Raw genomic sequence first — 23,696 nt, 5'->3', positions numbered from 1 at the left:
CTGCCGGGCTTAAGCGAGTAGCAATGACAGGCGGATGATGTGCCTTTCTTCAAATGGCCAGCAATGGCCAATTAATGCCTTTTGTCGGAAAAACGTCACTATTTTAAAAGATATCGATTTTGTCAAAGTCGACGCCAATATGTTGGCGAATCCGGGGTTTTGAGCAGATGAAATCTATGAGCGGCGGCATGTTTTTCATAGAGACGGTGCCCATGGGAATGAGCCTTGCCGCGTAAGCGCATCCACCCTCGCTCCAGGAGGGCGGATGTCCCCTGTCTCACTCCTGAGGGGCGCCTGCTTCAACCATCGCCCGCCACGTCTGGACGCTGGGACGTGCTTGCATCCTGGCATGCCAGGCGTGCAACGATGCGCATGCTTCAGGTACAGGAAGCTCCACCAGCGCCGCGAAAATCATGCCGCCGAGCAGCGCAATGTCCGCCATCGAAAAGCGCTCCCCGGCGACGAAGGGTTGGTTACGCAAGACACTGTCGAAGTAGTGCATGCCTCTGATGGCCTTGTCGCGCATCCGGTTGCCCCATTCCGGGTTCTGATAAAGCTCGACCCGTGGTCCCAGCCCCGGCGTAGCGTGGTGGAAATACACGCTGACCGCATCGAGAAACTCGATCTCGGCGCGCTTGGTCATCATATGGATGCGACCTTGCTCGACAGGCGTCTGGCCGGTGAGTGTCGGGTTGCCATCGAGCGTGTCGAGGTACTGCGTGATGGCCGTGCATTCGGCGATCAGTGTGCCGTCGTTCAGCTCCAGTACGGGAAGGGTTCCTGAGTAGTTGATGGCGAGGAACTCCGGTTTCTTGTGCTCGCCTTTCCACAGGTTGACCGGCACGAACTCGGTTCGCGAAAGCAGCCCCTTTTCCGCCAGGGCAATGCGCACACGGGCAGGGTATGGGCCGTTAAACCAGTCATGGATATTCATCATCGGAAGCGTTGAAGCATCGGATTGCGATTGGAACGGGGTCATGGAGGTTACCTGCCTGTCAATTGGTAGGTAAAGATTGAGCGCGTGCTTTCGGGCTGTCAAGCCCTACCTGTCAATTGGCAGGTAGCTGACGTTTGGTTAGAATCCTTCGGCAAGCAAAGCGGGTAGAGGGCCTGAAGATGAGCGCAAACGCACGTGAAGCCATCCTGGCGGCAGCGAAAGCGGCGGCACAAATGCACGGCTACAACGGCATCAATTTTCGTAGCATCGGTGAAGTGGTGGGGATCAAGAACGCAAGTATCTATTACCACTTCCCTAGCAAGGCTGATCTGGGCGCCGCTGTGGCGCAACGGTATCGGCAGGACGTGGTTCGCGTACTGGCGGATATCCGTGAGTCGAATCCGGATCCGAAACGCTGTCTTGAGGTCTATCCCTCGATCTTTCGTACCTCGTTGGAAAACGGCAACCGCCTCTGCATGTCCAGCTTTATGGCGGCCGAATACCAGGACTTGCCCGAAGTCGTACAGCAGGAGGTCAAGGCGTTCGCCGATGCCAATGTGACCTGGTTGACGCAGGTACTGGCTGACGCCGGCCTGGGCGATGTCGATCGCTGTGAGCGGCGGGCCCGAGCCATCTACACCGCCGTGGCCGGCGCGCAATTGATCGCACGTACACGACTCGATATCAGCCTGTTCGACGAGTTGGTGCTGAGTTATCAGGAAGCGGGACTGCTGGTGGCATGACGTTTATCCTTGTCAGGTCTATTTTTAGCATCGACAACAACCCGCACTCATACCCACAGAAGGAGCGAGCATGAGCCTCCATGGTCAATATGATTCACGAAACATCTTTGCATTGATCCTGAACGGCGATGCGCCGTGCTACAAAATCTACGAAGATGAACAGGTATTGGCTTTCCTGGACGTCTTTCCCCAATCGTATGGCCATACCCTGGTCATTCCGAAATCATCCCAGGCCCGGAATATCCTCGAAGTCGAGCCCGCCGCACTGAGCGCGATGATGGCGGCAGTGCAACGCCTGACGCGAATCATCGTAGACGAGTTGCAGCCGGACGGCGTCCAGATCGCGCAGTTCAACGGCGCGGCGGCAGGACAGACGGTTTATCACATTCATATGCACATCGTTCCTCGCTGGGAAGGCAAGGAGGCGAGCGAGCATGGCAGAGGCAAGGCCGAGGCCCAGGAGCTCCAGGCCTTGCAGGCGCGTCTGGTGGAGCGGATTTCGGCGCAGGGCGGGGTCTGAGCAAGACAACCGGAAAGGGACCCAGACCTCCGTTTCTTTCCTGTCACGCCAGCCTGAAAGGCAACTGCCGCAGCGGCTTGCCCGTGAGACTTGCAATGGCATTCGCGAAAGCGGGCGCCAGGGCTGGCAGGCCGGGCTCGCCCATTCCTGTCGGGGGTTCGGCGCTGGGCACGATATGGATGGAGAACTCCGGCATATCGGTAATGCGTGGCACGCTGAAATCCGCGAAATTGCTTTGCTGCACGACGCCGTCCTTCAAGGTGATGGCGCCGCCCGGCAGGCACATGGACAAGCCCATCAACGCCGCGCCCTGCACCTGGGCTTCCACGCTGCGCGGGTTGACGACCAGGTTACAGTGCACGCCTGCGGTGACGCGGTGCAACACCGGCCGACCATCCTGTACGGAAGCCTCCACGACGTAAGCCACGACTGAACTGAAGGATTCGTGTACCGCCACGCCCCAGGCGCGGCCGTCCGCGAGCTGGCGCTTGCCATATTCGCTCTTGTCCACGGCCAACTGCAGGGCCGCTCGATGGCGAGGGCTTTGGTCGCCAAACAATTTCATCCTGTAGGCCACAGGATCCTGCCGCGTGGTCCGGGCGATCTCGTCGATCAACGTTTCCATGACGAAGGCCGTGTGTGTGGAGCCCACGCTGCGCCACCAGAGTACCGGCACGTTGAGTTTGGGATGATGCACTGTCAGGCGCATCGGCAAGGGATACGGATTGCGCATGCCCTCGGTCGCGGTCGGGTCGATACCGTTCTTCACCCGTCCACCGAACAGGGTGCCGCTGAGGATCGATTGCCCGACGAGGGCGTGGTCCCAGGCCAGGACCTTGCCTTCGTCATCGAAACCTATTCGCGCGCGGTGCAAGTGCATGGGACGGTAATAGCCGCCCTTGATGTCATCTTCTCGACTCCAGAGCGTACGTATCGGGGCGTTCAGCCCACCCGTGCGAGCGGCCTTGGCCACCTCGCAAGCCAGCACGACGAAATCGCTGGTGGGGACGCCACGGCGACCGAAGCCACCGCCGGCGGTCTGTACGTGGACCTGGACCTGTTCTGGCTTGAGGTTGAGGACCTTGGCGGCCGCGGCCCCATCGCCGCCTGGGAACTGCGTACCGACCCACAGGCGTGCGCCATCCGGGTCAAGCTGCACCGTGCAGTTCAATGGTTCCATGGGGGCATGGGCAAGGTAGGGAAAGACGAACTCGGCTTCCAGGCGATGAGGTGCCGTGGCAAGGGGCGTCATGTCCGCATCGAAATGCAGTGGGCCGGGCTGGTTGGCAAGCTCTCGGTACTGAATCAATTGTTTGTCGCTGTCCACCTTCTCCATGGCGGCCAGGTTCCACTCCAGTTTCAATGCATCTCGGGCGACCTTGGCCTGCCAGTAGCCATCCGCGATCACCGCCACGCCTTCGCCACCACCGTCCAGCGGCACACGCAACACGGCTTTCACGCCTTGGGTGGCACGCGCCGCGCTGTCATCCAGGGCGCTGATCCTGGCGCCAAATACCGGTGGCCGAGCGACGACCGCCGTGAGCTGCCCGGGCAGATGGGTGTCGATGCCAAAGTCCTGTTGGCCGCTGCTCTTGGCCTTGGCGTCAATGCGCGTGGTGGCTTGACCAATGATGCGAAAGTCCTTGGGGTCCTTGAGTGTGACGTTCTCGGGCACCGGCATCGCCATCGCAGCCTCGGCCAACTCGCCATAAGTGGCTTGCCGTCCCGCTGGGCCGAGCACTGTACCGGCCCTGGTGCTCAGGCTCGCCACGTCCACGTTCCAGCGCGCGGCAGCGGCGGCGAGCAACATGGCGCGAGCGCGGGCGCCAAGTTCGCGGTATTGGGTGTAGCTGTTCTTGATCGAATTGGAGCCACCGGTAAGGTGAATGCCGAAAATCGGATCCTGGTAGGCCGCATCGTTGTTGCCGTTGCGACTGCGCACCAGGCTCCAGTCGGCATCGAGCTCTTCGGCGAGAATCATCGGCAGGCCGGTCTGCACCCCTTGGCCGAACTCCAGGCGGTTGATGGTCACGATGACCTCTCCGCTAGGCGCGATCTGCACGAAGGCGGACGGTTGCTGGGCCGGTTTGAGGGGCGTGTCGGCAGTGTCACTGGCCTGTTGGGCCATGGCCAGGTGCGGAAAGGCACCCAGCGCCAGCCCGCCGATGCCGACGATCTTCAAGAAACTGCGCCGGGGCAGGGTAGCGGGCCCATCGGCAAGATCGCGCTCAAACAAGTGTTCCAGCGCACGCGGCGTCTCTGGATGAAAGAGGTCGTTCAACATGGCAGGCTCCGTCAGGCAAGGGCTTTGGCGGCATCCGCCACTGCGGCGCGGATACGGGCGTAAGTGCCGCAACGGCAGATATTGCCGGCCATGGCCGAGTCGATTTCCGCCATGGTGGGCTGCTTGCCCTTGGGTTGCGCCTTGAGGAAAGCGGTGGCGCTCATGATCTGTCCACTCTGGCAGTAGCCACATTGCGCCACGTCGTGCTTGACCCAGGCCTCGTGGACGGCGGTGCCGACCGGGTCGCTGCCATTGGTGGCCGCCTCGATGGTGGTGATGTGCTTGCCCTCGGCGGCGGCAATCGGCGTCACGCAGGAACGGATGGCCTGGCCATCGAGGTGAACCGTGCAAGCGCCGCACAGCGCCGCGCCGCAGCCGAACTTGGTGCCGGTCAGGCCCAGCGTATCGCGCAGGGTCCAGAGGATGGGCGTTGCAGGGTCTACGTCGACCGTGTACTCACGGCCATTGATAGTGAGGGCACTCATAATGGCTGGTTCTCCATACGGGTTAAGTCAGTCCTTGCAAACCACTATAGGGCCCATTGCCCTGGCTGGATTGCACGATCCTCTCGAATCATTGCCTATTCTTGGCGTGGTGCTGGTCGTCCGAGCGCGGTTTGCACCAGGACGCTCATCGCGTCACTGACTGGCGTTGCGACTCCCCTTGTCCGGTGCAATTTGAAATCCCTACATGCCCCCCTACAATTCACAAGCCGCCCGTCGTCCCAGGTTCCTGCATTTCAACCACGACCAGGATATTGACATGCGCTTGCCCGATTTCATCAGCGAGAACACCGAGGCCATTCTTCAAGCGTGGGAGGACTTCGCCGCGTCGATAGACGCGCCTGGTGCACCTCTGGACAGCAGCGCGTTGCGAGACCATGCCGAACAGATGTTGCAGGCAGTCGTTCTCGATCTTCGAACAAAACAGACCGCCCGAGAACAGCTCGCCAAGTCCCAGGGGCATGGTCCGGTGAACGAGTCTCAGACAGCAGCTGAAACCCATGCCGTGACGCGCTTGCTGGCGGGTTTCAGCATCAATCAAATGGTGTCGGAATACCGAGCGCTCAGAACCAGCGTGCTGTTCCAATGGATGAAAGCGAACAAGTCCAGCCTGTCGCCTGATGAAGTCGACGATATGATCCGCTTCCACGAAGCCATCGATCAGGCGCTGACGGAATCGATTGCCAGTTATTCGCGTTTCCAGGAAGCTTCGCACAACCTGTTCATCGGCATTCTCGGCCATGACTTGCGGACCCCGTTAGGCGCTATCCTGCTTGGCTCGGACCGCCTGCGCCGCTCACCCGAGAGCAGCCAACAGGTGACGAAGCTGGCGACGCAGATCCATGACAGCGTGGGCCGTGCCAGCAAAATCGTCGACGATCTTCTGGACCTGAGCCGTTGTCAGATGGGGCCGGGAATCCCTATCAAACCGGAAACGCTTGATTTACTGCCGCTTTGTAAACGAGTACTGGCGGAAGTCCGGACGGTCCATCCTGCGTCTACTTTGCACCTTGAAGCATGCGGATCCGTCGTAGGGGAGTTTGATGGGGCCAGGATGGAACAAGTCTTTTCCAATATCGTCAGTAACGCCGTACTGCACGGTGATCCCACGATGCCAATCACTGTAGAACTGGCTGTTTCAGGGACCCAGGCCTGCTTCTGCGTCCATAATCGCGGAGAGCCGATACCCAAAGAGGTGTTGCCGTTTATCTTCAACCCAATGGGCCGTTTTTCTCAACGTCCAACTGCCGAGCATCCATCGACGGAAGGGTTGGGGCTCGGCCTCTTTATCGCGTCTGAAATTGTTGCATCCCATGGTGGATCGATAGACGTTCAATCCGACGAAACCCAAGGTACGACGTTTTCGGTGAAAGTTCCTCTGTTACGAGACAAGGCTGCTTGAAAGAAATCCGGTTTTTATGATTCTTCCGGTGGTGGTGGATGTCCCATTTCAGGGAAGGAAAATGAATTGAACAAACTGAACAGCTATGACCGAATGGATACGCTCAACACCAAGATACTGGAGAACTGTAACCCTATCGCGACGATAGAAGGCACGGAAATATTGCAGTTCGATTCACGCGGGGGAGATCAGATCGCCCTGTCTTCCCAAGCGTATCCTTATACAACCGTGGGGGCGATTTCCATCGTCAAGTCGAACGACCAAATCAATGATCAGGTCGTCAATCAGTACCAAAACAGATACGGAGCCAATATCGGCTCTACACATCTTGCAAGCCAACTGATCCTGCTGGATTCGACCGATGAAGAACTGATCAAACAGGCCATCAGAAGAGATGCCAGGCACACGGGGCCCAAAAATATCAATAAAGCGGCCTCGGCCGCTGTAGTGTTCGGTCTGAATGATCAGCCGCTCGCTGAAAAAATCCAATGGTTCATGGAGAACAAAGAGGAAGCTCTCGCGGGTTTTGATGCGATGACTCGTCGCGTGAGTCCGCAACCGGAGTTCCTTCGACGGTTCAGCGAAATCGTCTCCCAGAACAGCGCTAATTACGATTTGATGCGAAACGTCAAGTCTTGGCTTTATGGTTCATTTGGCGCGAGCCAGCCAGGGTGGGAAAGATTTGTTCACCACGACTTGTATTCAGCCAGACGGGTCAGGAGACACTTCAAGAACCTGGACAATGCCGGCCAGGCAGAGGCACGCGGTGAATACGCTGCAGCCAAATACCTGCTGACCATTCAAGGTCAGAATTACCAGATGAAAATTGGCAAGGCCGCATCGGGAAGAACCAATGGCATAGACCAGATCTGGATACGCAGGAATATGCTGAGTGGGGCCGTCGAGGAATATTTGATCATCGAATCGAAAGGCAGCCTGGGCGCAAAACTGACCAATACCGAATATGGCCAGCAGATGTCTCCCAAGTGGGTATTTTTCTGCCTGGTTGGATTATTCAGCGACGATCACAGGCTCGCCAGCTCCGCCGCTTCTGATCGTTATGCGAAGAGGGGACTGGTCGAGAAGATCCTGGATGCGATGATCAACAATACGATTCCCGTGACAGGCTACATCTTCCAGGCAATGACAGGGCTGAAGATCGGAGCTGAATCCCTTTCCATCATGAAATTGGGAAGATACAACCTGATTAACGCCTACCAGAAAGCGAAATCCACATGAGGCCCCGGTAATTGGCCCATAGCGAGTGTGCCTCGGCAACGTTCCGAGTGATGCCGGAACAAGGTTGCGCGGGTGATGGCCTTTTGATTTCAACCACATCCGGCTAGAATTCGTGCCCCTGCTCAGTGAGCGGCACGAAAACTACGCAAGGAAGTTGATATGCAATGTGTAAAAGCCATCGGCCTCGCCTTGGCCTTGAGTCTCAGTGGATGCGCCAGTTTCACTAAAGATGAAGTCGAGCCCGTGAACCTGCCTTCGATGGCCAGTTACGCGAACAAGCCGAACGTCTATGTCGATTTTGATTTCTATCAGGGCGAGCCCGACAATGCCAAAGCTACCGAGGTGCCGCAAGCTCGAGACATGCTCAAGCCCGAGTTGAAGCGAGCCTTCGATGAATCCGGCCTGTTCGGGCGCGTGGTCTTCGACGAGTTCCAGAAGCAACCCGGCGACTACAACCTTCGGTTGAAGGTCTACAACCACGCCCCAGGCGGTGGACAACTGGTCATGGCGTTCATCAGTGGGCTCACGCTGACGGTCATTCCTTCCTTGGCAACCGACCAGTACACCATGAGCCTGGAAACGCTGGACGAGCAGGGGAAACCGTTGGGCAAGAGCAGCAATCATGATGCGATCAACACATGGATCGGCATCTGGTTCCTGCCGTTGGCAGGCAATACGCCCAAGGCTGCCGTCACCGACACCTTCAACCGGCAGGTCAATGCGCTGTTGAAGAATTGGGTCGACAACAACCGCACGAGATACTCCGCTGTCGAGACCCGTATTCCACGGGGCTGAGACGGATAAAAAAGAGCCGCAAACGCGGCTCTTTTTTTTGCTCATTGGCGTTGCATTCCTGCAACGCCAGGGGCACAAACGTTCTACGATGCTTCAACGTACCCCAGTCAGCCGATGCCGGTGCGATGCCTGGCCTGGAGCGTCGGGTGAAACCCAACGAAAATCCAACCATTGGAGTTCTAATGAGCCTTTCGCCTTTCCATCTCGCAATCCCTGTTTATGACCTTGCTGCGGCACGCACTTTTTACAGCGAGGTGTTCGGTCTGGAGGAGGGACGTTCCAGCTCCCAATGGGTCGACTTCAACTTTTATGGCCATCAACTGGTTATCCACGAACAACCCAAAACCGCATCACAGGAAAATGCCCATCGCAACCCGGTGGATGGTCACGACGTACCGGTGCCTCATTTCGGCATCGTCCTGGGCTGGGAAGAGTGGGAAGCGCTGGCCGCGCGATTGAAGTCCTTCTGCACTGAATTCGTGATCGAACCTTACATCCGTTTCAAAGGGCAGGTAGGCGAACAAGCCACCATGTTCTTGTTCGACCCGTGCGGCAATGCCCTGGAGTTCAAGGCCTTCAAGGACATGAGCCAGCTTTTCGCCAAATGACCCAAGCGATGGCGGGCCCTGGCGTGGGGCCTGGAGCAATGGAAAAAGAGCCGCAATTGCGGCTCTTTTTCCAGATCATTTCAACGCTTGCGTGAACTGCGGGTCGCTGTACAAGCTCTTGAGCAGGTCCAGCACCATTGGGTTGTAGTTGTTTGCAGCAGCCGGGATGGCAACCGGGCCAAAGAAACTGCTGCCCCATGCACGCTGCACGTCCTTGGTGGTTTCGTACAAAACCTGGTCACCTTTACGCAGGGTGAAGCGTGCAGCCAGCTCGCCATGACCTTCGCTCATGCCGGCGGTGAGTTGACTCTTGATCAATTGAACCTGCAATTGCCGGTCAGCGCGAGGGTCCAGCAGACCTGCCTGACGGAGCTCATCGTTGATCGCTGCCTGGATGTGCAGTGGCACGCTGCCAACAGGCGAAGAAATCGGATTCAGGCGAACCATCAGCGACCCTTGACCGGAATCGGCGTTCACCTGCGCTTCCCGCAGAGGCTGCAAGGGCGCGTTTTGCTTGAGCTGCTGGACGTTCTGATAATTAGGTTCGTAGCGGGTCATGGTCACACCACAGCCTTGTAGCAGCAGCGCGCAGAACGGCAGAGCCAGGTAGAGCTTCTTCACAGCAAATCCTTATGTGTTTTTTTGAGGGCGCGATTATCGACTGATAGCTTTGCGCCATCAAGCATGAAAGCCCTGGCCTACGGCAAAAGGCCCGCATGCGCGGGCCTCGGGTTGCCATATGGCACTTACTGCGCAGCTTTCTCGATCAGGTTGGCTACCACCTTCGGATTGGAAACCATCACCACATGGGAGGCGCCTTTCACGACGACGGTTTGCTTGGAGTGCGCACGCTCGGCCATGAACGCCATGGCTTGCGGCGGGATGTTCTTATCCTTGTCGCCGTACACGAACCAGGACGGAATGGTTTTCCAGGCGGGGTCGGTGGCGGCTTCGTTCAGCGCGGCGACGGTGATGGGACGCTGACCGGCAGCCATCAGGCGTGCTTCGGCCTCGGGAACATCGGCCGCGAACTGGTCGTGGAATTTGTCCTGTTGGATATAGAGGTCCTTGCCGCCGTCAGCCAACTCGACAGGGGCCGAAAGGGCCGAGGCGAGGGTGCCTCCCGGGAATCGTCCGGACAGCTCTGCCGCGGTTTCGCCCGTTTCCGGGGTGAACGCCGCCACATACACCAGGCCCTTCACGTTCTGATTGCCGTAGGCCGCCTCGCTGATCACCGAACCGCCGTAGGAGTGACCGACCAGGACCACCGGCGTCTTGACGTTCTTGACGATACTCGCCACGGCTTGTGCATCGCTGCTCACGCCGCGCAGCGGGTTCGCCGCTGCGATGACCGGGTAGCCGTCCTTCTCCAGAATCTTCACTACGCCGTTCCAGCTCGACGAGTCGGCGAAAGCACCGTGCACCAGGATCACAGTGGGTTTGACGTCAGCAGCGTTTGCAAAACCGGCGGCGGCGAAAGCGGTGGCGAAGGCCAAGCCAGACAGAATCTTTTTCATGGGTCACTACCTGTAATAGAGAAGAAGAGGGCGGTTGCTATCAGGTTCCAAACGGCTACTGGCGTCAGACAGCGACGTGCAGGCGCACATCGACATTGCCGCGGGTGGCGTTGGAGTAAGGGCAAACCTGGTGGGCTGCGTCGACCAGTGCCTGGGCATCGACTTGATCCAGGCCGGGCAGACGGATGTTCAAGTCAATGTCCAGACCGAAGCCACCGGGGATCTGGCCGATACCCACATGGGCGGTGATCGAGGCATCCGCCGGGATGCTGCGTTTGCTTTGGCTGGCGACGAACTTCAGCGCGCCGATAAAGCAGGCCGAGTAGCCGGCGGCGAACAGCTGCTCAGGGTTGGTCGCTTCGCCGCCGGCGCCGCCAAGTTCTTTGGGCGTGGTCAGCTTCACGTCCAGGACGTTGTCGTTCGAAACAGCGCGGCCATCGCGGCCACCGGTGGCGGTTGCTACTGCGGTGTAGAGTGCTTTCATGATGTTTCTCCTTGGGGGCGATAAGACGGTATGTGGCTGAATTGAATCGCGCTTAATGTTTGCGCGCTAAGAAGTTGGAGTGAATTTAGCGAATTAAAAGTTAGCGCGCAATATAAAATTTCAAAAAAATGCTTGGGATTTTGATAACTCATTGTTTTTGATAGGAATATTTTTTACGGGCGACACCGTGACGAGACGATCAGCGAAGCGATGCTTGAACGTCGCGATTCTTCGAACCGTGAACGGAGGGGGGAGCTTTTCATCCAGGTGAAATCGGAATTGAGACTATGCTCATCGCTACTGCAGGCAATGTGTTGGTTTCATTTCAATGGTCGACCGCTCTGGAAAGGAGTCCGTATGAATTCGGTTTTTCATGCCCGGTTCAATTGCAAAACCCTGTGGCGTTTCGCCGGTTGCCTGATCGGGCTGGCGACGGTTGCCGGCCCTACAGTCCAGGCTGCGGAAGACGGTATCGCCCGCGGTCCTACCGCCAGCTATAGCATTGCCTTCAGCAACTCCTACGCCGGCAGCGACTTTCGCAAGGTCATGGTGCGCAACTGGCAGGAAATTGCGGCCCAGGCGCAAAAGGATGGCTTGATCCGCGAGGCTCCGGTAGTCAGCGCCAATAACTCCGCGCCGGAACAAGCCGCCCATATCCAGGACATGATCGTCAAGGGCGTCAATGCCATCGTCATCCTGGCCGCGTCGGACACGGCTCTCAATGGCGTGATCCGGGATGCCTGCAATGCCGGTATCGTGGTGGTTGTCATGGCCAGTCTGGTCACCGAACGCTGTGTCTATACCGTGGACTACGACTGGTCGGCCATGGGCCGCGTCGAAATCGATTACATCGCCAAGCGCCTCAAGGGCAAGGGAACGCTGCTGGAGATCCGCGGCATTGCCGGCGATGCCACCGATCAGAACATCAGCGACGGGATTCACAAGGCCGTTCGCGACTACCCAGGTCTGAAGTTCGCCAAGACCGTATACGGAAACTGGACGGCGTCCGTCGCGCGCAAGGAGGTGGCGCTGGCATTGCCATCGCTGCCCGGCATCGATGCCGTCGCGACTCAAGGCGGTGACGGTTATGGCGCGGCCATGGCATTCAAGGCGGCAGGACGCCCTCTGCCGATCATTGTGATGGGGAACCGCCAGGACGAGCTCGCCCTATGGAAGCAGGAGCGCGATGCCAATGGCTATGAGACCGTCTCGGTCTCTGCCTCCCCGAGCGTCTCCCAAGTGGGCTTCTGGGTGGCCCAACAGATTCTCGCGGGCAAGCAGGTGCCCAAGTTCGTCGAGGTGCCACTGGTACGCATCGATGCGAAAGACCTGGACGCCTGGCTTGCCACCATGCCGGTGGGCGGGGCCGCCAATCCTTCCTACAACCAGGCATCCGTTGCGGCGATGATCGACGCGGCCACCAACAAAACGGTGGCGCCAACGCCTGTGCCGGAGGTGACGAAGCAGTAGCGGCGGGGGAGGCGCCATGTTGACATTCAAGCCTGCCAAGGATAGACCCATTGCCGTCAAGATCGGCCTGGCGGTTGCAGCGCTGGTGTTCCTGATGCTGACGGTATCGTTGGTGAACCTCTACGGCCTGCGAGGCATGGTCCGCGCGGTGGATTCCACCAGCCACTCCGCAGAAATCCTGGCCTCGGTCAACGGAGCCACCGGACGGGTGGAAAACTTCATCGCCACCCGCGATCAGCAAAGCCTGTCCCAGGCCGAAGGCATGGTGACGACGGCTATCGCCGGCCTTACCGCCATTCCGGAGGCAGAAGCGCAATCGCTCAAAGGTAGCCTGGAGCGGCTCGCTTCGGCGATCTCGGCCTTGCGGGCGGCAACCCTGACCATGGATGGCGAAACGGAAAACATGACCGCCCACTACGGCCGGATGCGAGAGGCAACGATCATCGTTGAGCAGGGCATCGCCGATGGAATGAAGGGACTTGAGTCTCGCGCCGAAGACCATCGAGCGAAAGTGAACAGCATCGAAAGCGCCCATCGTATCCTGGATATCCTGCGCAACGGCCAGCGGATCATCACCGCCAATGTGGCCAAAATGCTGGTGACCGGTGATCAGACGGCGGTCACCGCGGCACGGAACGCCTGCGCGGCGCTTCCACCCGTTGTCGAGCAGTTACGCGAGGTGATGACGGCACCACAAGAGATAGAAACCCTGGACGGCCTGGCGACGGCGCTCGCTGCTGTCAGCCTGGCGATCACGCACCTGGGCGAGTCGTCCAGACTCCGGGGAGCCGAAGCTCTGCGATACCTGGCCATCAGCGAGGACAGGGTCGAGCGTCTCGAGACTATGACGAATGAAGCGCAAGAACGCGTTGCCCATGATGCAAGCGACATCCAGGCGGCCACCGGTTTGCTGCAAAATGCAGCCGCGTTGTCCAAGCGTTTCGCCGAGCGCGTTGCCACTTTGGAAGCGCAGACGATGTCGTTTCGCCTGTCACCGTCGGCCGAGGTTGCCGGCTCCGTCGGCGCTATCCTGGACGAGCTTTCGCGTCTCGCTCGCGTGCTCCCTTCGTCAGTGGCGCTACAAGCCAAGGCCACCTCCCTGACGGTCAGCGATCAGATCGCCGGCTACCGTGCAGCATTCGCCAGGTTTCATCAAGCGAGCAATGCTTTGAGCGCCGCACGCGATCAGGTTCGCAACGAGGCACGAAGCGCCGGTCTGCTGGTGGCTCGCTTTGCTGGCCAGGCGCGCTCCGCCGCTCTGATCCATAACGATCGCGGCATGCTTGCGACGTTGGTCGCGGGCACCATCGCCATTCTGCTGGCCGGCGCCATCGCTTGGAGTACGTCCCGGTTTATTGCCCAGCCCATCGTGGCCCTGGCCACGGTCATGCGCCGGCTGGCGGCCGGCGACCTGAACGCCGAGATTGCCAGCGCCAGTCGCGGCGACGAGATCGGGATCATGACCCGTGCCGTAAGGGTGTTCCAGGAGAATGCCCTGCGCATCCGGGTGCTGGAGGCCGAGGCCGAAGCCGAACGCCAACAAGTCCAGGCTTCATTGGAAAGGATGGTTGCCGAGCGAACCGACACACTGCACCGGCAGACCGCAATGCTGGAAGCCCAGGCCGTCGAACTCATCGAGGCGCGCAATCAGGCCGAGGCGGCCAACCAGGCCAAGAGCGATTTCGTTGCCACGGTCAGTCATGAGCTGCGCACCCCCTTGACCCTGATCCTCGCACCTTTGGAGCAGCTTTCAGCGGCGACCACTCCGCCAGCGGACTGGCATGCGCAAATCGATCGCGCCCAACGCAACGCGTTGCGCTTGATGAACCGGGTGAATGACATTCTCGATTTTTCCAAGGCTGAAGCGGGCAAGTTTGACTTGTGCCCGGCGCCCATCGATTTGAACAAGGTGGTGGGCACGCTGGCCGAGGATGCGGCGCTGGTGGCCAAGGGCAAAGGCTGTACCTTGACCTGCAGCATCGATCCGACACTCGGCACGGTGTTTCTGGACCCTCGTCACTTCGAGAAGATCGTTCTTAACCTGGTGAGCAATGCCATCAAGTTCACGCCAGCCGGTGGCACAGTGCACCTGGCAGTCACAGCGCTTGGCGACGAGCGGTTTGAGTTCGCGGTACAAGACTCGGGCATCGGCATTGCGCCCGATAAACTGCCGCTGCTGTTCCAGCGTTTTTCCCAGATCGACAACTCTGCCACGCGCCACTACAGCGGCACAGGCATTGGGCTGGCCCTGGTCAAGGACCTGGTCGAACTGATGGGCGGCGAAGTCGGCGTCAATAGCGAGCCCGGACGAGGTTCGTGCTTCTTTGTCCGGCTTGCGCTCGGGGTCGAGCCGAACACCGTGTCGACCGAAGCCAGTGACATGCATGAGCGATCGTCGCCGAGCACAACCGAACAGCGCCACTTGCGTTTCGACGATGGGCACCAGGGCGTTGGCAAAGGCCGTGCTTCGCCAGAAGGCATCGATGAGAGGCACCCGGAACGTACCTCGCAATCCAGGGTGTTGGTGGTGGATGACAGCCCGGAAATGCTCAGCTACCTGAGAGAGCTTTTGCACGAGGACTACATCGTCGCCACCGCATCGGATGGCGAGCAGGCCTGGGCACTGTTGCAGCGCCAGCCTGTCGATGTTGTCGTCTCGGATGTGATGATGCCGGAGCTCGACGGCTTTGGCCTGACCGCCAGGATCAAAGCCAGCGCCGGCTTCGCCCATCTGCCAGTGATCCTGTTGACCGCTCGCGGCGGCAGCGAAGCTTGTGTCTCCGGGCTGGAAAGTGGCGCCGATGACTATATCGCCAAACCCTTCTCGCCGCTGGAGCTCAAGGCTCGCGTACGAGCAGCGCTACGCATGAGCCAGGTACAAGCCGAACTGCAAGCAAAAGCGCGCCAGGCAGGCATGGCCGAAATCGCCACGGCGGTGCTGCACAACGTCGGCAACGTGCTCAACAGCGTGAACGTATCGGCCGAAACAGTCAGCAGCCAGATGCGCACGTCCAAAGCCCAGGGGCTGGGCAAGGTGGCTCAGTTGATCAACGAACACGTCGACGACCTGAGCGAATTTCTCACCAGCGACCACAAAGGAAAGATGCTGCCCGGCTACTTGCTCAAGCTGGCGGAGGTGGTAACGGCGGAGCAGCAGGGCATCATCGAAGAGCTCGGGCAACTCACCAAGGGCGTCGATCACATCAAGAACATTGTCGCGGCCCAACAGTCCTACGCGGTTGCCGTCAGTGTCGTCGAGACAGTACTGCTCCCGGAGCTGATCGACGACGCCTTGCGCTTGAGCGCCGGTTCACCGGCGCGCCAGGAGGTGACGGTGGTCAAGCACATCACCGACTTGCCCCTGTTGTCACTGGACCGGCACCGGGTGCTGCTGATTCTGGTGAACCTGATCCGCAATGCCAAACAGGCGTTGCAAGGCGTGAGCGATCGCAGCCCCTGCATCACCTTCGGCGCCTCCCTCACCGACGGGTCGGTATTGCGTATCACGGTGACCGACAACGGCAGTGGGATTGCACCAGAGCATTTGAAGCGAGTCTTCACCCATGGCTTCACCACCCGCAAAGAGGGCCATGGATTTGGCCTGCACAGCTGCGCGCTGGCCGCACAGGAAATGGGCGGCAGCTTGACTGTGCACAGCGATGGGGTTGGACAGGGGGCGACCTTTATTCTCGAAATACCGATTGATGCTTCGCAGGCCAAGGTGAACACCGGATCGGTGCAGGCCGCTGATTGATGACAAGCCCCTGATCCATCGATTCTGTCCCCACTGATCAACGGCCGAATGGCGCCGTCATACCCAACAACCGCTTTTGCCGCCAGGTCGGCGCACTGGTGGGAAAAAGCACCTCATTCGGCCGAAAGCGGGCAAGACCGCAAGCGGCGGCGATACGCTGGCATTGCTGGCCGCTCATCAGGACCCGCTCGAACGTGTGTTCATTGTGGGCCGATCCGAGCAGGTAGCGAGTGCCCATCTGCAACTGTCCACCGTTGGCGTGCCACCAGGCTTCGACTGACCGTGGATCGGGCCAGGGCAGGCTTTCATCGGGGTCCATGGCAACGTTCGGGTCGGCGGGATTGTCGTTCGGACCTGCATCGAAATCCGGCAGGTCCTGCAATTCGAGGTCGAGGAGCGTCAGGTCAGCCCCCGTGATGAGGCTGAAGGCTTCGCCGGCGACGCGGGCGTAAGGCAAGTCGCTCATGTGTTGGATCAACCAGGGCACGCAGACCGGGTCTCCCAGTAATCCAAGGGCCTGGATGCCGATGTGTCGATGCCTGGGATCCTGTACCCATTGGCGTATCCAGGCGATGCTGGGCTCGCGCTCCTGCCACGCCAGTAACACGCCAAGGGCGCGGTATTGAAACTCGCCCGGCTGTTCGGCGAATTGGCGCAAGGGTTCCAAGGCCTGCTGGTCGCCCAACTGGGCCGCGGCCCAGTTGGCCCAGAAACGGGTGGCGGTATCCGTGTGCTGGCAGTGGCCGCGGATGTTCGGTAGCACGTCGTGCCGGCGCAACTCGCCGGCGGTACGGGCAGCACGGGCCAGCACGCTTGGGTCCGTGTCGCAAAGTCCGCCGATCAGGGCAGGGCCGGGATCGTGCCGATGCATGCCGCAGGCGGCCAGGCCGAGGCGCCGAAACATTGGCTCAGGCGCGGCGAGCATCCGCTCGATCCAGGGCGACAGTCGTTCCCAGTCGAGCCATCCCAAGGCCATTCGATAACCGCGCTCAGTTTCTGCGGCGCTTCGCAGGTGTTCGCTCAGCCGGGATAACACTTTCCCATTGGCCGACTCGAAAGCCAACACCGCACAGGCAAACATCTCGCCGACCCCATGGGGTCCTAGCTGGCTCAGGAGCGCTTCCAGGCCATCATCGGCGGCGATGCGCAACCCGTCGAGGTGAGCGTCAAGACGGTTGTCGAGTGCACTGAGGTGTTCGATATCGTAGTGCGGTGCGCGCAGGGCGTAGTCGCGCAGGTTGGCCAGGAAGCTGGCTTCTTCGGCGTGCTGCTCGATGATCGGGAACAGCGAGTTGTTCATGAGGCAGGCTTCTCGTACAGCGCCTAGTTGATCTGCACCGAACCGCCCTTGATGCGGTTGACCCCGCTGGAGCGGCTGGAAAGGTAGGCGCCTTGGATAATCACTTTGCCCTCGCGGGTCAGGGTGATGCTGGCCTTGCCGCACCGCAGGATGATTTCCCGTTTGGCGCTGAACTCCAGGCGCTCGCCGTCCAGGTGGGCGAACGCAGGTGCCGTGGGTTCTTCCAGACGCTGGATGCGGCCGATCACCAGCGGCCGTGCCGGGTCGCCTGCCTCGAACATCAACGCGATCTGGACGCCGATGTCTTCGCGGGTCAGGGGGGTGGTGGTGCGTGCGGCGAGGCCCGTTTCACCGGGGCAGCCCGGAAATGCCACCACTGGCGCGTCCACCTGTGGCACGTCCAGCAAGACACCAATCACAACGCCGTCCACGCGCACCGGCGCCGAGGTGGGGGTGGCGCAAAGATGATATTCAACGGTCATAGCGGCCACTCCATGGCTAGTTCTGCAGGATCTTCTGGCCTTTGACGACAACATTCCTGTTAGCCTTGATGTTGATGGTCCCGGAGCCGTCGAGGGTGATGTTCTTGCCGCTGATCATGATGGTGCCGTCCTTTTTCATGGTGATGCTGGCGGCCCCCGTGGTCAGCGTGATCGAGTCGCCGGCGGTGAGGGAGAAATGCTTGCCGACGTCCAGGCTGTCGTTCTGCTTGATATCGGTGCTGCGGTTCTGGGCAACGTCACGGGATTCGTTCTGGCCGATCCGGGTGCTGTGGTTACCGTTGATATCGGTGCTCTGGTTGCCGCTGATCTCGATGCCTTCGTTGCCTTTGACCGTTTCATTGCGGTTACCGGAAATATCGATCGTCTCGTTTCCACCCACGTCCTCGCTGCGGTTGCCGCCGATGCTGATGGATTCGTTGGCAACGACCTTTTCCGTGCGGTCTGCACCGATGGTGATGGTCTCGTTGCTGCCGACTTTCTCGGTGCGATTGACGCCGATGGTGATTTTTTCGTTGTTGCCCACCTCCTCGGTACGGTTCACGCCGATGGTGATGGTTTCGTTGTTGTCCACGGTCTCCGTGCGGTCGTGTTTGACGTGCACGATCTCGTCGTTGTCGATGGTCTTGTTGCGGTCATGGCCGACCCAGTGGGTTTCGTCGTTCTCGACCTCGATGTCCTGGTTCTTCTCGGCATGGATGAACAGTTGCTCCGCGCCTTTTTTGTCCTCCATGCGGATCTCGTTGAAATTGGCCGGTGAACCGCCCTTGCTTGAACGGCTTTTCACGCCACTCTGGGTGGCATTGGCTGGCAGCCCGTAGGGCACGGTCTGCTCGGCGTTATAGACACGGCCCGTGATGATCGGCCGGTCCGGATCGCCTTCCAGGAAACTGACGATCACTTCCTGGCCGATCCGTGGAATCTGCACCGAACCCCAGTTCTTGCCGGCCCAGGCCTGGGACACGCGAATCCAGCAGGAGCTGTTCTCGTTGGATTGGTCATGGCGATCCCAGTGGAAATGCACTTTGACCCGGCCATATTGGTCGGTCCAGATTTCTTCGCCACTGGGCCCCACCACCACGGCCGTCTGTGGCCCGCGGACGATGGGCATGGGCGTCAGCGGGAGAGGGCGGTAGACCTGATGAGCGTCCATGCAGTCCAACTCGCTGACGAACTGTTCGGCCAGGTCCGACTGCCCGCTTTCATAGGGGTCCTGGCGGATCTGATAGCGGGCGACCACCACCAGGTATTCGCGATTCTGGTCTGCCCGCTCGTAACCCGTCAGCGCGAACAAGTGACCGGAGCCCAGCCCGCGAGCGAGACCGCGCAACTGCACCCGTTCGAATTGACTGTGGATGGCTTCGATGCGGGTACGGGCGTAATGCTCGCCGTCATGGCTCTGCAGGTATTCACCGGGATAGTCATAGAGCGGATAGTCGCCGTTGCTGTGGCTGCGCATGACACTGGAGCGCACCTCAAGGCTGGCGCGAGGACGCTCGAAGTCATAGTCGTTCAACGCCAGCGAACCGGGTTGTACTTCTCGTGCCAGTTGCCACTCGTAGAAATGATCCCGTTCGCGCATTTGCCGGTCGGGCGGATAGAAGGGCACGCTGTCGTAGTCCGGCACCGTGGTATGTGCCCCATAGGCATCGGCCAGCACCAGTACATGGCGCCCCTGTTCATGCCGGAAGAAATAATAGATGCCTTCCTGTTCCATCAACCGGCTGACGAAATCGAAGCTGGTTTCGCGGTATTGCACGCAGTATTCCCACTCGCGATAACTGCTGCTCAGACTGTCTTCGAAATCCGAGAAACCGAGGTCGCGGAACACTTGCTTGATGATGTCCGGCACCGTCTTGTTCTGGAAAATCCGGCAATCCGACGTACGCGTGAGCAACCAGAACCAGGGGCGCAGCACGACACGGTAACCGGCAAACTGACCGCGTCCGGCCAACTGGCGGCAACTGCAGACAATCCCGTGGAAATAGCGTTTACCGCCTTCGTACAGCTCCAGGGTCAAGCCCATGGGCTTGCCCAGCAACTGATCGAACGTGATCGCCCGGTCTTCGGAGGTCAGATCCAGTTCGTAGTGAAAACACCGGCCTAATTCTTCACTGCCTTCCATGGTTTGCAGCAACAAGACATCGCCACCGAGTGGGCTGTCGATCTGCACCAGGCGGTTGTTCTGCGTGATTGGCATCAACGGCGTCCTCTGGCTCGGGTTCGGACGTCAGTGGGCCGTCTTGACTGCATGGCGCTGTCTATCCATCACCGGTTGATCTCCCTATCGGTCTATTCGGCGCTCTAGCCTCGTTCAGCAAGCGTAGACGGGAATGGCGGGGGGTGTTACTCGCCTCATGGGCAAAGAGCCGAGCCAAGCGCCAAGCCAGCAGCATGCTATCGTTTCAGTAAAACAACGCAGGTGTGCCAAGGACAGGGAGGTGTGGCTCGTAGCGCCACGGCAGGGTGTGCATGTCCCTCGGGATTGTTGCCAGGCTATGTGCACGAGTCACCAGACAAGCACTATGCAGATCACCAGCAATACCACCCCGTTTCTCGCCGAACGCTTTGTTTCAACAGATCAAAACGGACAGAAACACTGCGTTGTGGTTGTCAGGGCGACCTTTGATGTCGACGATCAGGGTTGCTGCGTGCCGGCGTCGGAGCAGGTCCCCTTTGTCTATGGCGACCAGCACCACGGCGATCCTGGTACGACATCGGTCCGTTTCGAGACTGACTTCGCGCCGGTGAAGCCACGCGTCGATGTGTTGGTTCACGCTTCGGCCGTTTCCCCGAAGGGTGAACCCGTGACCCGGTTACAGGTTGGCTTCGCGGGTGCGGGTATCCATAAGCGTGCAGTGGTGAGTGGCGATCGCGTTTGGACGCTCGGTGTGACGGGCATCATCGCGTCGCCGCCGTCGCCCTTCACCTCGATACCGCTTTGCTGGGATCGTGCTTTTGGCGGCAGCGATCTATCCCATGACGATGAGAAAAAACGTGGCAGCGATCTGCGTAATCCCACCGGTGTTGGTTTCCATCTGAATGACCGGGACGACAGCATCCTCAATACGCGGTTGCCAAACGTGGAACGCCACGACGATCTGACGGGGGCCTGGGCGGATAAGCCGCAACCCATTGGTTTTGCGCCCGTCGGCCGGGGCTGGCAGCCGCGTATCGGCTTCGCCGGGACATACGACCGACACTGGTTCGAGACACGCCGCCCCTTTTTGCCGGAAAACTTCGACGTTCGTTATTTCCAGGCGGCGCCGCTCGACCAGCAGTTGGATCGTCTGGAGGCTGGCACACGCTTCACCTGTGCCAATATGAGTCCGGGCGGGGCATTCGTGGCTCAGACGCCGGCCTTCGACATCCCGATCACCTTCCTCTTCGAAAATCGCCAGGTACAGGCGGTCATCAACGCCGACACCGTTATCCTCGAGCCTGGTTGTGCCCGGCTTACGTTACTCGGCAGGACATCGGTAGCGCTGCCTCGCAAACTGGCGCAACTGCGAGAAATACAGGTCGGCAAGCGCCGTTATACGGACCTGCACGGTAAACCGCATTTCGCCAGCCTGTCAGACCTGGTCACCTCATTGGGACATGGGGAGGCGAAGACATGACGCAGCCCGTCTACGTGTCTTGCCTGGGATTGGTATGCGCGGTTGGCCTGACACCCGCGGCGGCGGCTGCAGCAATGCGGGCGGGGATCAGCGGCTTCGATGAGTTGCCGTGGGTCGAAGATGGCTTGGAACCGATCATTGGCGCGAGAGTGCCAACGGTGGCGGAGGATCTGCACGGGCGTGCACGGCTTGTCGAAATGCTGGTTCAGGTACTGTGTCAAAGCCGTGCCGCATTGGCGGGCCGCACAGATCTGGGCGAGCTGCCGCTGCTTCTCTGCACATCCGAGCCGCAAAGGCCTGGCTCACGGATTGACGGCATCGTGACGCAAGTCGAGGCGCGATTGGGAGAGCTGCTGCAGCGTAAAGGCGCTGCCCACGTGGCTCTTGGACATGTTGCAAGCATCGAAGCGTTGAGTCTGGCGGGGCGGGCCATGGACCAGGCCGACCGTGACGCCTGCCTGATCGTGGCGGTCGACTCTCTCGCGGATCCCCGCTGCTTGCTCTGGTTGGAGCAGAGCGGTCGGCTCAAGACCACGCTACGCTCAGATGGCGTGATACCGGGTGAAGGCGCTGCGGTGCTACTCGTCAGTCGAAAGCCGATGAATGCGGCGCCCTTGGTCGTTCGTGGCGTGGGGACTGGCAACGATGCCGCCACGGTGCTCAATGACGATCCACAACTGGGCCTGGGGATGACGACAGCCGTCGCAGCGGCCCTCGCACAAGCCGGCGTTGCCATGCACGACGTCGCTTGGCGTTTGAGCGATGTGTCGGGCGAAGCCTATGGGTTCGAGGACCTGGCGCTGGTCCAGTCTCGCCTGATGCGGCAAACCCGCCCGAGCCAGGATCTGTGGCATCCGGCGAGCTATGTTGGCGACTGTGGAGCCGCGCTGGGAGCGATACAAATCGCCTGGCTTGAACAAGCGTTTGCGCGTGGCTATGCCCCTGGTCCGATTGCGCTGGTACACAGCTCATCAGCGAACGGTGCACGGGCAGCAGCCGTTATCAGTGGCACAGTGAGGGAGCGCTGACATGTCGCACGAGGTTTATGCCAACAGCAACGAGATTGCCGGAAAAGCCGGGATGGGCAAAGTGATCGCCTCGTTTCCCGATGTCTGTCTTTCGCCGCCAGGGCCACCGGCCGGGCCGATTCCGATTCCTTATCCGGACACCTCCTTCTCGTCGACACTCAAACAGGGCTCCAGGACGGTCATGCTGCAACGCAAGCCGGCAGCGTTGTCACAACAGTCCTATTACCAGCCTTCCATGCTCGGCGACGAAGCGGCAACCCGGGCCTGGGGAATGTCGGTGATCACGCACCAGATTACCGGCAAGACCTATTTCCAGGCCTGGTCAATGGACGTTCAGATTGAGGGCAAGTATGTCTGCCGACACTGCGACATCACCACCAGCAATCATGCCAGCGCGCCTGGTGTGGGGGCGCCCAATCCGAATCTTGAAGCAGTGGGGTGGGGCGAACTGGAGGATGAAAGACCGTACACATGCGCTTGTTGCAACGGGCCTCGTCATTCAGCCGGCAAACCGATGACGATGGATGATTGGTACATGAAAGATTCTGCCGGCAATGTGGCCCCCCATGCGGCTACCTACACCGCCCTGATGAACGACGTGAACAATCGCAAGACGGCGACGCCTCCTTGCACTTGCAGCAGCCGGCTCGTTCCGTCTGCGCCTTGCAACGTCTTCAGGCGACCCGTGACGCCAGCGGAGCGGCAGGCGAACAAAAGTGCCTGGAACAGCCTGCGTGACACGTACCAAGGGGTTTTCAATGTACCGAGCGAAGCGCAAGTGATCGCGAATCTGACGCCGAAGCTGGGTCGCGCACCGGTGCAGGCCGAGATTCAGGACGAGCGGCAAGTCAATCACCTGGTTCCCAAGGCTGCGGCCGGCGGCTGTCCCGTCGGAGAAGGGAATCTTGAGAAAAACGGCGACTTGTGTCCTGTATGTCGAAGTCTGGATAAGCGTTTTGGTACGCTGCAGTCATTGGCCTCAAAAGCCTGAA

Annotated in this window: 20 protein-coding genes and 2 pseudogenes; 13 read left to right on the top strand and 9 right to left on the bottom strand. The window is 59.8% G+C overall.

Annotated elements, in window-relative coordinates:
* Positions 1-277 precede the first annotated feature (277 nt).
* Complete coding sequence (locus EGM97_RS11500; protein WP_238964687.1) at positions 278-979, bottom strand: glutathione S-transferase; 702 nt, start codon at positions 977-979, stop codon at positions 278-280.
* A 137-nt stretch (positions 980-1,116) separates the two neighbouring features.
* On the opposite strand from EGM97_RS11500, the gene EGM97_RS11495 reads away from it, so the two are divergent.
* Both EGM97_RS11495 and EGM97_RS11490 read left to right on the top strand, forming a co-directional pair.
* Positions 1,117-1,680: a TetR/AcrR family transcriptional regulator gene (locus tag EGM97_RS11495; protein WP_238964688.1), complete on the top strand. Its 564-nt coding sequence runs from the start codon at positions 1,117-1,119 to the stop codon at positions 1,678-1,680.
* A 70-nt stretch (positions 1,681-1,750) separates the two neighbouring features.
* Positions 1,751-2,200 carry an HIT family protein gene (locus EGM97_RS11490; protein WP_238964689.1) on the top strand — a complete coding sequence of 150 codons (450 nt, stop codon included), beginning with the start codon at positions 1,751-1,753 and terminating at the stop codon, positions 2,198-2,200.
* 43 nt (positions 2,201-2,243) lie between these two features.
* On the opposite strand, the gene EGM97_RS11485 is transcribed toward EGM97_RS11490, so the two are convergent.
* Entirely contained in the window at positions 2,244-4,484 is a 2,241-nt protein-coding gene (locus EGM97_RS11485; RefSeq protein WP_238964690.1) for a xanthine dehydrogenase family protein molybdopterin-binding subunit, read from the bottom strand.
* 11 nt (positions 4,485-4,495) lie between these two features.
* The gene (locus EGM97_RS11480; protein WP_238964691.1) at positions 4,496-4,969 is read right to left on the bottom strand and encodes a (2Fe-2S)-binding protein; all 474 of its coding nucleotides are present in this window, start codon (positions 4,967-4,969) and stop codon (positions 4,496-4,498) included.
* Between the two features lie 277 nt (positions 4,970-5,246).
* Between EGM97_RS11480 and EGM97_RS11475 the strand changes: the two genes are divergently transcribed.
* The 4 genes from EGM97_RS11475 (at position 5,247) to EGM97_RS11460 (ending at position 9,031) form a co-directional block, all read left to right on the top strand.
* Positions 5,247-6,389, top strand: a complete 1,143-nt coding sequence (locus EGM97_RS11475; RefSeq protein ID WP_238964692.1) for a sensor histidine kinase — start codon at positions 5,247-5,249, stop codon at positions 6,387-6,389.
* Between the two features lie 66 nt (positions 6,390-6,455).
* Positions 6,456-7,628, top strand: coding sequence for a hypothetical protein (locus EGM97_RS11470; protein ID WP_238964693.1), 1,173 nt, complete (start codon positions 6,456-6,458; stop codon positions 7,626-7,628).
* A gap of 159 nt (positions 7,629-7,787) precedes the next feature.
* Positions 7,788-8,423, top strand: coding sequence for a hypothetical protein (locus EGM97_RS11465; protein ID WP_238964694.1), 636 nt, complete (start codon positions 7,788-7,790; stop codon positions 8,421-8,423).
* 182 nt (positions 8,424-8,605) lie between these two features.
* The gene (locus tag EGM97_RS11460; RefSeq protein ID WP_238964713.1) at positions 8,606-9,031 is read left to right on the top strand and encodes a VOC family protein; all 426 of its coding nucleotides are present in this window, start codon (positions 8,606-8,608) and stop codon (positions 9,029-9,031) included.
* A 75-nt stretch (positions 9,032-9,106) separates the two neighbouring features.
* Here EGM97_RS11460 and EGM97_RS11455 read toward each other — a convergent pair whose 3' ends face one another.
* The 3 genes from EGM97_RS11455 to EGM97_RS11445 form a co-directional block, all read right to left on the bottom strand.
* Positions 9,107-9,652, bottom strand: a complete 546-nt coding sequence (locus tag EGM97_RS11455; protein WP_238964695.1) for a hypothetical protein — start codon at positions 9,650-9,652, stop codon at positions 9,107-9,109.
* A 125-nt stretch (positions 9,653-9,777) separates the two neighbouring features.
* Complete coding sequence (locus EGM97_RS11450; RefSeq protein ID WP_238964696.1) at positions 9,778-10,548, bottom strand: alpha/beta fold hydrolase; 771 nt, start codon at positions 10,546-10,548, stop codon at positions 9,778-9,780.
* 64 nt (positions 10,549-10,612) lie between these two features.
* Positions 10,613-11,032: an organic hydroperoxide resistance protein gene (locus EGM97_RS11445; protein WP_238964697.1), complete on the bottom strand. Its 420-nt coding sequence runs from the start codon at positions 11,030-11,032 to the stop codon at positions 10,613-10,615.
* A 357-nt stretch (positions 11,033-11,389) separates the two neighbouring features.
* Between EGM97_RS11445 and EGM97_RS11440 the strand changes: the two genes are divergently transcribed.
* The 4 genes and pseudogenes from EGM97_RS11440 to EGM97_RS11425 all read left to right on the top strand — a co-directional run bounded on the left by EGM97_RS11440 (position 11,390) and on the right by EGM97_RS11425 (position 16,256).
* Positions 11,390-12,502 (top strand): ABC transporter substrate-binding protein, encoded by a 1,113-nt coding sequence (locus tag EGM97_RS11440; protein WP_238964698.1) that lies wholly within the window; start codon positions 11,390-11,392, stop codon positions 12,500-12,502.
* Positions 12,503-12,518: 16 nt separating this feature from the next.
* Positions 12,519-14,783: pseudogene (locus tag EGM97_RS11435) on the top strand (ATP-binding protein); the annotation flags it as partial.
* A pseudogene (locus EGM97_RS11430) lies at positions 14,775-15,368 on the top strand (response regulator transcription factor); the annotation flags it as partial. The pseudogenes EGM97_RS11435 and EGM97_RS11430, both read left to right, overlap by 9 nt.
* Positions 15,369-16,256: a sensor histidine kinase gene (locus EGM97_RS11425; RefSeq protein ID WP_477788806.1), complete on the top strand. Its 888-nt coding sequence runs from the start codon at positions 15,369-15,371 to the stop codon at positions 16,254-16,256. It abuts the pseudogene before it with no gap.
* Positions 16,257-16,293: 37 nt separating this feature from the next.
* On the opposite strand, the gene EGM97_RS11420 is transcribed toward EGM97_RS11425, so the two are convergent.
* The 3 genes from EGM97_RS11420 to EGM97_RS11410 are packed head-to-tail and all read right to left on the bottom strand — an operon-like array spanning position 16,294 to position 20,256.
* Entirely contained in the window at positions 16,294-17,556 is a 1,263-nt protein-coding gene (locus EGM97_RS11420) for a TIGR02270 family protein (RefSeq protein WP_238964700.1), read from the bottom strand.
* 23 nt (positions 17,557-17,579) lie between these two features.
* Entirely contained in the window at positions 17,580-18,038 is a 459-nt protein-coding gene (locus EGM97_RS11415; protein WP_238964701.1) for a DUF6484 domain-containing protein, read from the bottom strand.
* A 16-nt stretch (positions 18,039-18,054) separates the two neighbouring features.
* Entirely contained in the window at positions 18,055-20,256 is a 2,202-nt protein-coding gene (locus EGM97_RS11410) for a type VI secretion system Vgr family protein (RefSeq protein WP_238964702.1), read from the bottom strand.
* Positions 20,257-20,581: 325 nt separating this feature from the next.
* Between EGM97_RS11410 and EGM97_RS11405 the strand changes: the two genes are divergently transcribed.
* From EGM97_RS11405 to EGM97_RS11395, 3 genes are read left to right on the top strand one after another with little or no spacing between them, the layout of a single operon-like run.
* Positions 20,582-21,676 (top strand): DUF2169 family type VI secretion system accessory protein, encoded by a 1,095-nt coding sequence (locus EGM97_RS11405; RefSeq protein WP_238964703.1) that lies wholly within the window; start codon positions 20,582-20,584, stop codon positions 21,674-21,676.
* The gene (locus tag EGM97_RS11400) at positions 21,673-22,704 is read left to right on the top strand and encodes a 3-oxoacyl-ACP synthase (RefSeq protein ID WP_238964704.1); all 1,032 of its coding nucleotides are present in this window, start codon (positions 21,673-21,675) and stop codon (positions 22,702-22,704) included. The genes EGM97_RS11405 and EGM97_RS11400 overlap by 4 nt, the downstream gene beginning before the upstream one ends.
* 1 nt (position 22,705) lies before the next feature.
* Entirely contained in the window at positions 22,706-23,695 is a 990-nt protein-coding gene (locus EGM97_RS11395; RefSeq protein WP_238964705.1) for a PAAR-like domain-containing protein, read from the top strand.
* Position 23,696: the final 1 nt, after the last annotated feature.

It is taken from the genome of Pseudomonas sp. AF32, from assembly GCF_022342325.2.
Taxonomy (GTDB): Bacteria; Pseudomonadota; Gammaproteobacteria; order Pseudomonadales; family Pseudomonadaceae; genus Aquipseudomonas; species Aquipseudomonas uvaldensis.
This window is presented reverse-complemented; position numbering and strand designations above follow the sequence as displayed.

Excerpts from the sequence above, each read along its gene's own strand:
- EGM97_RS11405 (WP_238964703.1), top strand. The coding sequence starts at position 20,582 with ATGCAGATCACCAGCAATACCACCCCGTTTCTCGCCGAACGCTTTGTT.
- EGM97_RS11425 (WP_477788806.1), top strand. The coding sequence starts at position 15,369 with ATGAGCCAGGTACAAGCCGAACTGCAAGCAAAAGCGCGCCAGGCAGGC.
- EGM97_RS11420 (WP_238964700.1), bottom strand. The coding sequence starts at position 17,556 with ATGAACAACTCGCTGTTCCCGATCATCGAGCAGCACGCCGAAGAAGCC.
- EGM97_RS11485 (WP_238964690.1), bottom strand. The coding sequence starts at position 4,484 with ATGTTGAACGACCTCTTTCATCCAGAGACGCCGCGTGCGCTGGAACAC.
- EGM97_RS11495 (WP_238964688.1), top strand. The coding sequence starts at position 1,117 with ATGAGCGCAAACGCACGTGAAGCCATCCTGGCGGCAGCGAAAGCGGCG.
- EGM97_RS11475 (WP_238964692.1), top strand. The coding sequence starts at position 5,247 with ATGCGCTTGCCCGATTTCATCAGCGAGAACACCGAGGCCATTCTTCAA.
- EGM97_RS11400 (WP_238964704.1), top strand. The coding sequence starts at position 21,673 with ATGACGCAGCCCGTCTACGTGTCTTGCCTGGGATTGGTATGCGCGGTT.
- EGM97_RS11415 (WP_238964701.1), bottom strand. The coding sequence starts at position 18,038 with ATGACCGTTGAATATCATCTTTGCGCCACCCCCACCTCGGCGCCGGTG.
- EGM97_RS11490 (WP_238964689.1), top strand. The coding sequence starts at position 1,751 with ATGAGCCTCCATGGTCAATATGATTCACGAAACATCTTTGCATTGATC.
- EGM97_RS11450 (WP_238964696.1), bottom strand. The coding sequence starts at position 10,548 with ATGAAAAAGATTCTGTCTGGCTTGGCCTTCGCCACCGCTTTCGCCGCC.
- EGM97_RS11410 (WP_238964702.1), bottom strand. The coding sequence starts at position 20,256 with ATGCCAATCACGCAGAACAACCGCCTGGTGCAGATCGACAGCCCACTC.
- EGM97_RS11465 (WP_238964694.1), top strand. The coding sequence starts at position 7,788 with ATGCAATGTGTAAAAGCCATCGGCCTCGCCTTGGCCTTGAGTCTCAGT.
- EGM97_RS11460 (WP_238964713.1), top strand. The coding sequence starts at position 8,606 with ATGAGCCTTTCGCCTTTCCATCTCGCAATCCCTGTTTATGACCTTGCT.
- EGM97_RS11440 (WP_238964698.1), top strand. The coding sequence starts at position 11,390 with ATGAATTCGGTTTTTCATGCCCGGTTCAATTGCAAAACCCTGTGGCGT.
- EGM97_RS11395 (WP_238964705.1), top strand. The coding sequence starts at position 22,706 with ATGTCGCACGAGGTTTATGCCAACAGCAACGAGATTGCCGGAAAAGCC.
- EGM97_RS11445 (WP_238964697.1), bottom strand. The coding sequence starts at position 11,032 with ATGAAAGCACTCTACACCGCAGTAGCAACCGCCACCGGTGGCCGCGAT.
- EGM97_RS11480 (WP_238964691.1), bottom strand. The coding sequence starts at position 4,969 with ATGAGTGCCCTCACTATCAATGGCCGTGAGTACACGGTCGACGTAGAC.
- EGM97_RS11500 (WP_238964687.1), bottom strand. The coding sequence starts at position 979 with ATGACCCCGTTCCAATCGCAATCCGATGCTTCAACGCTTCCGATGATG.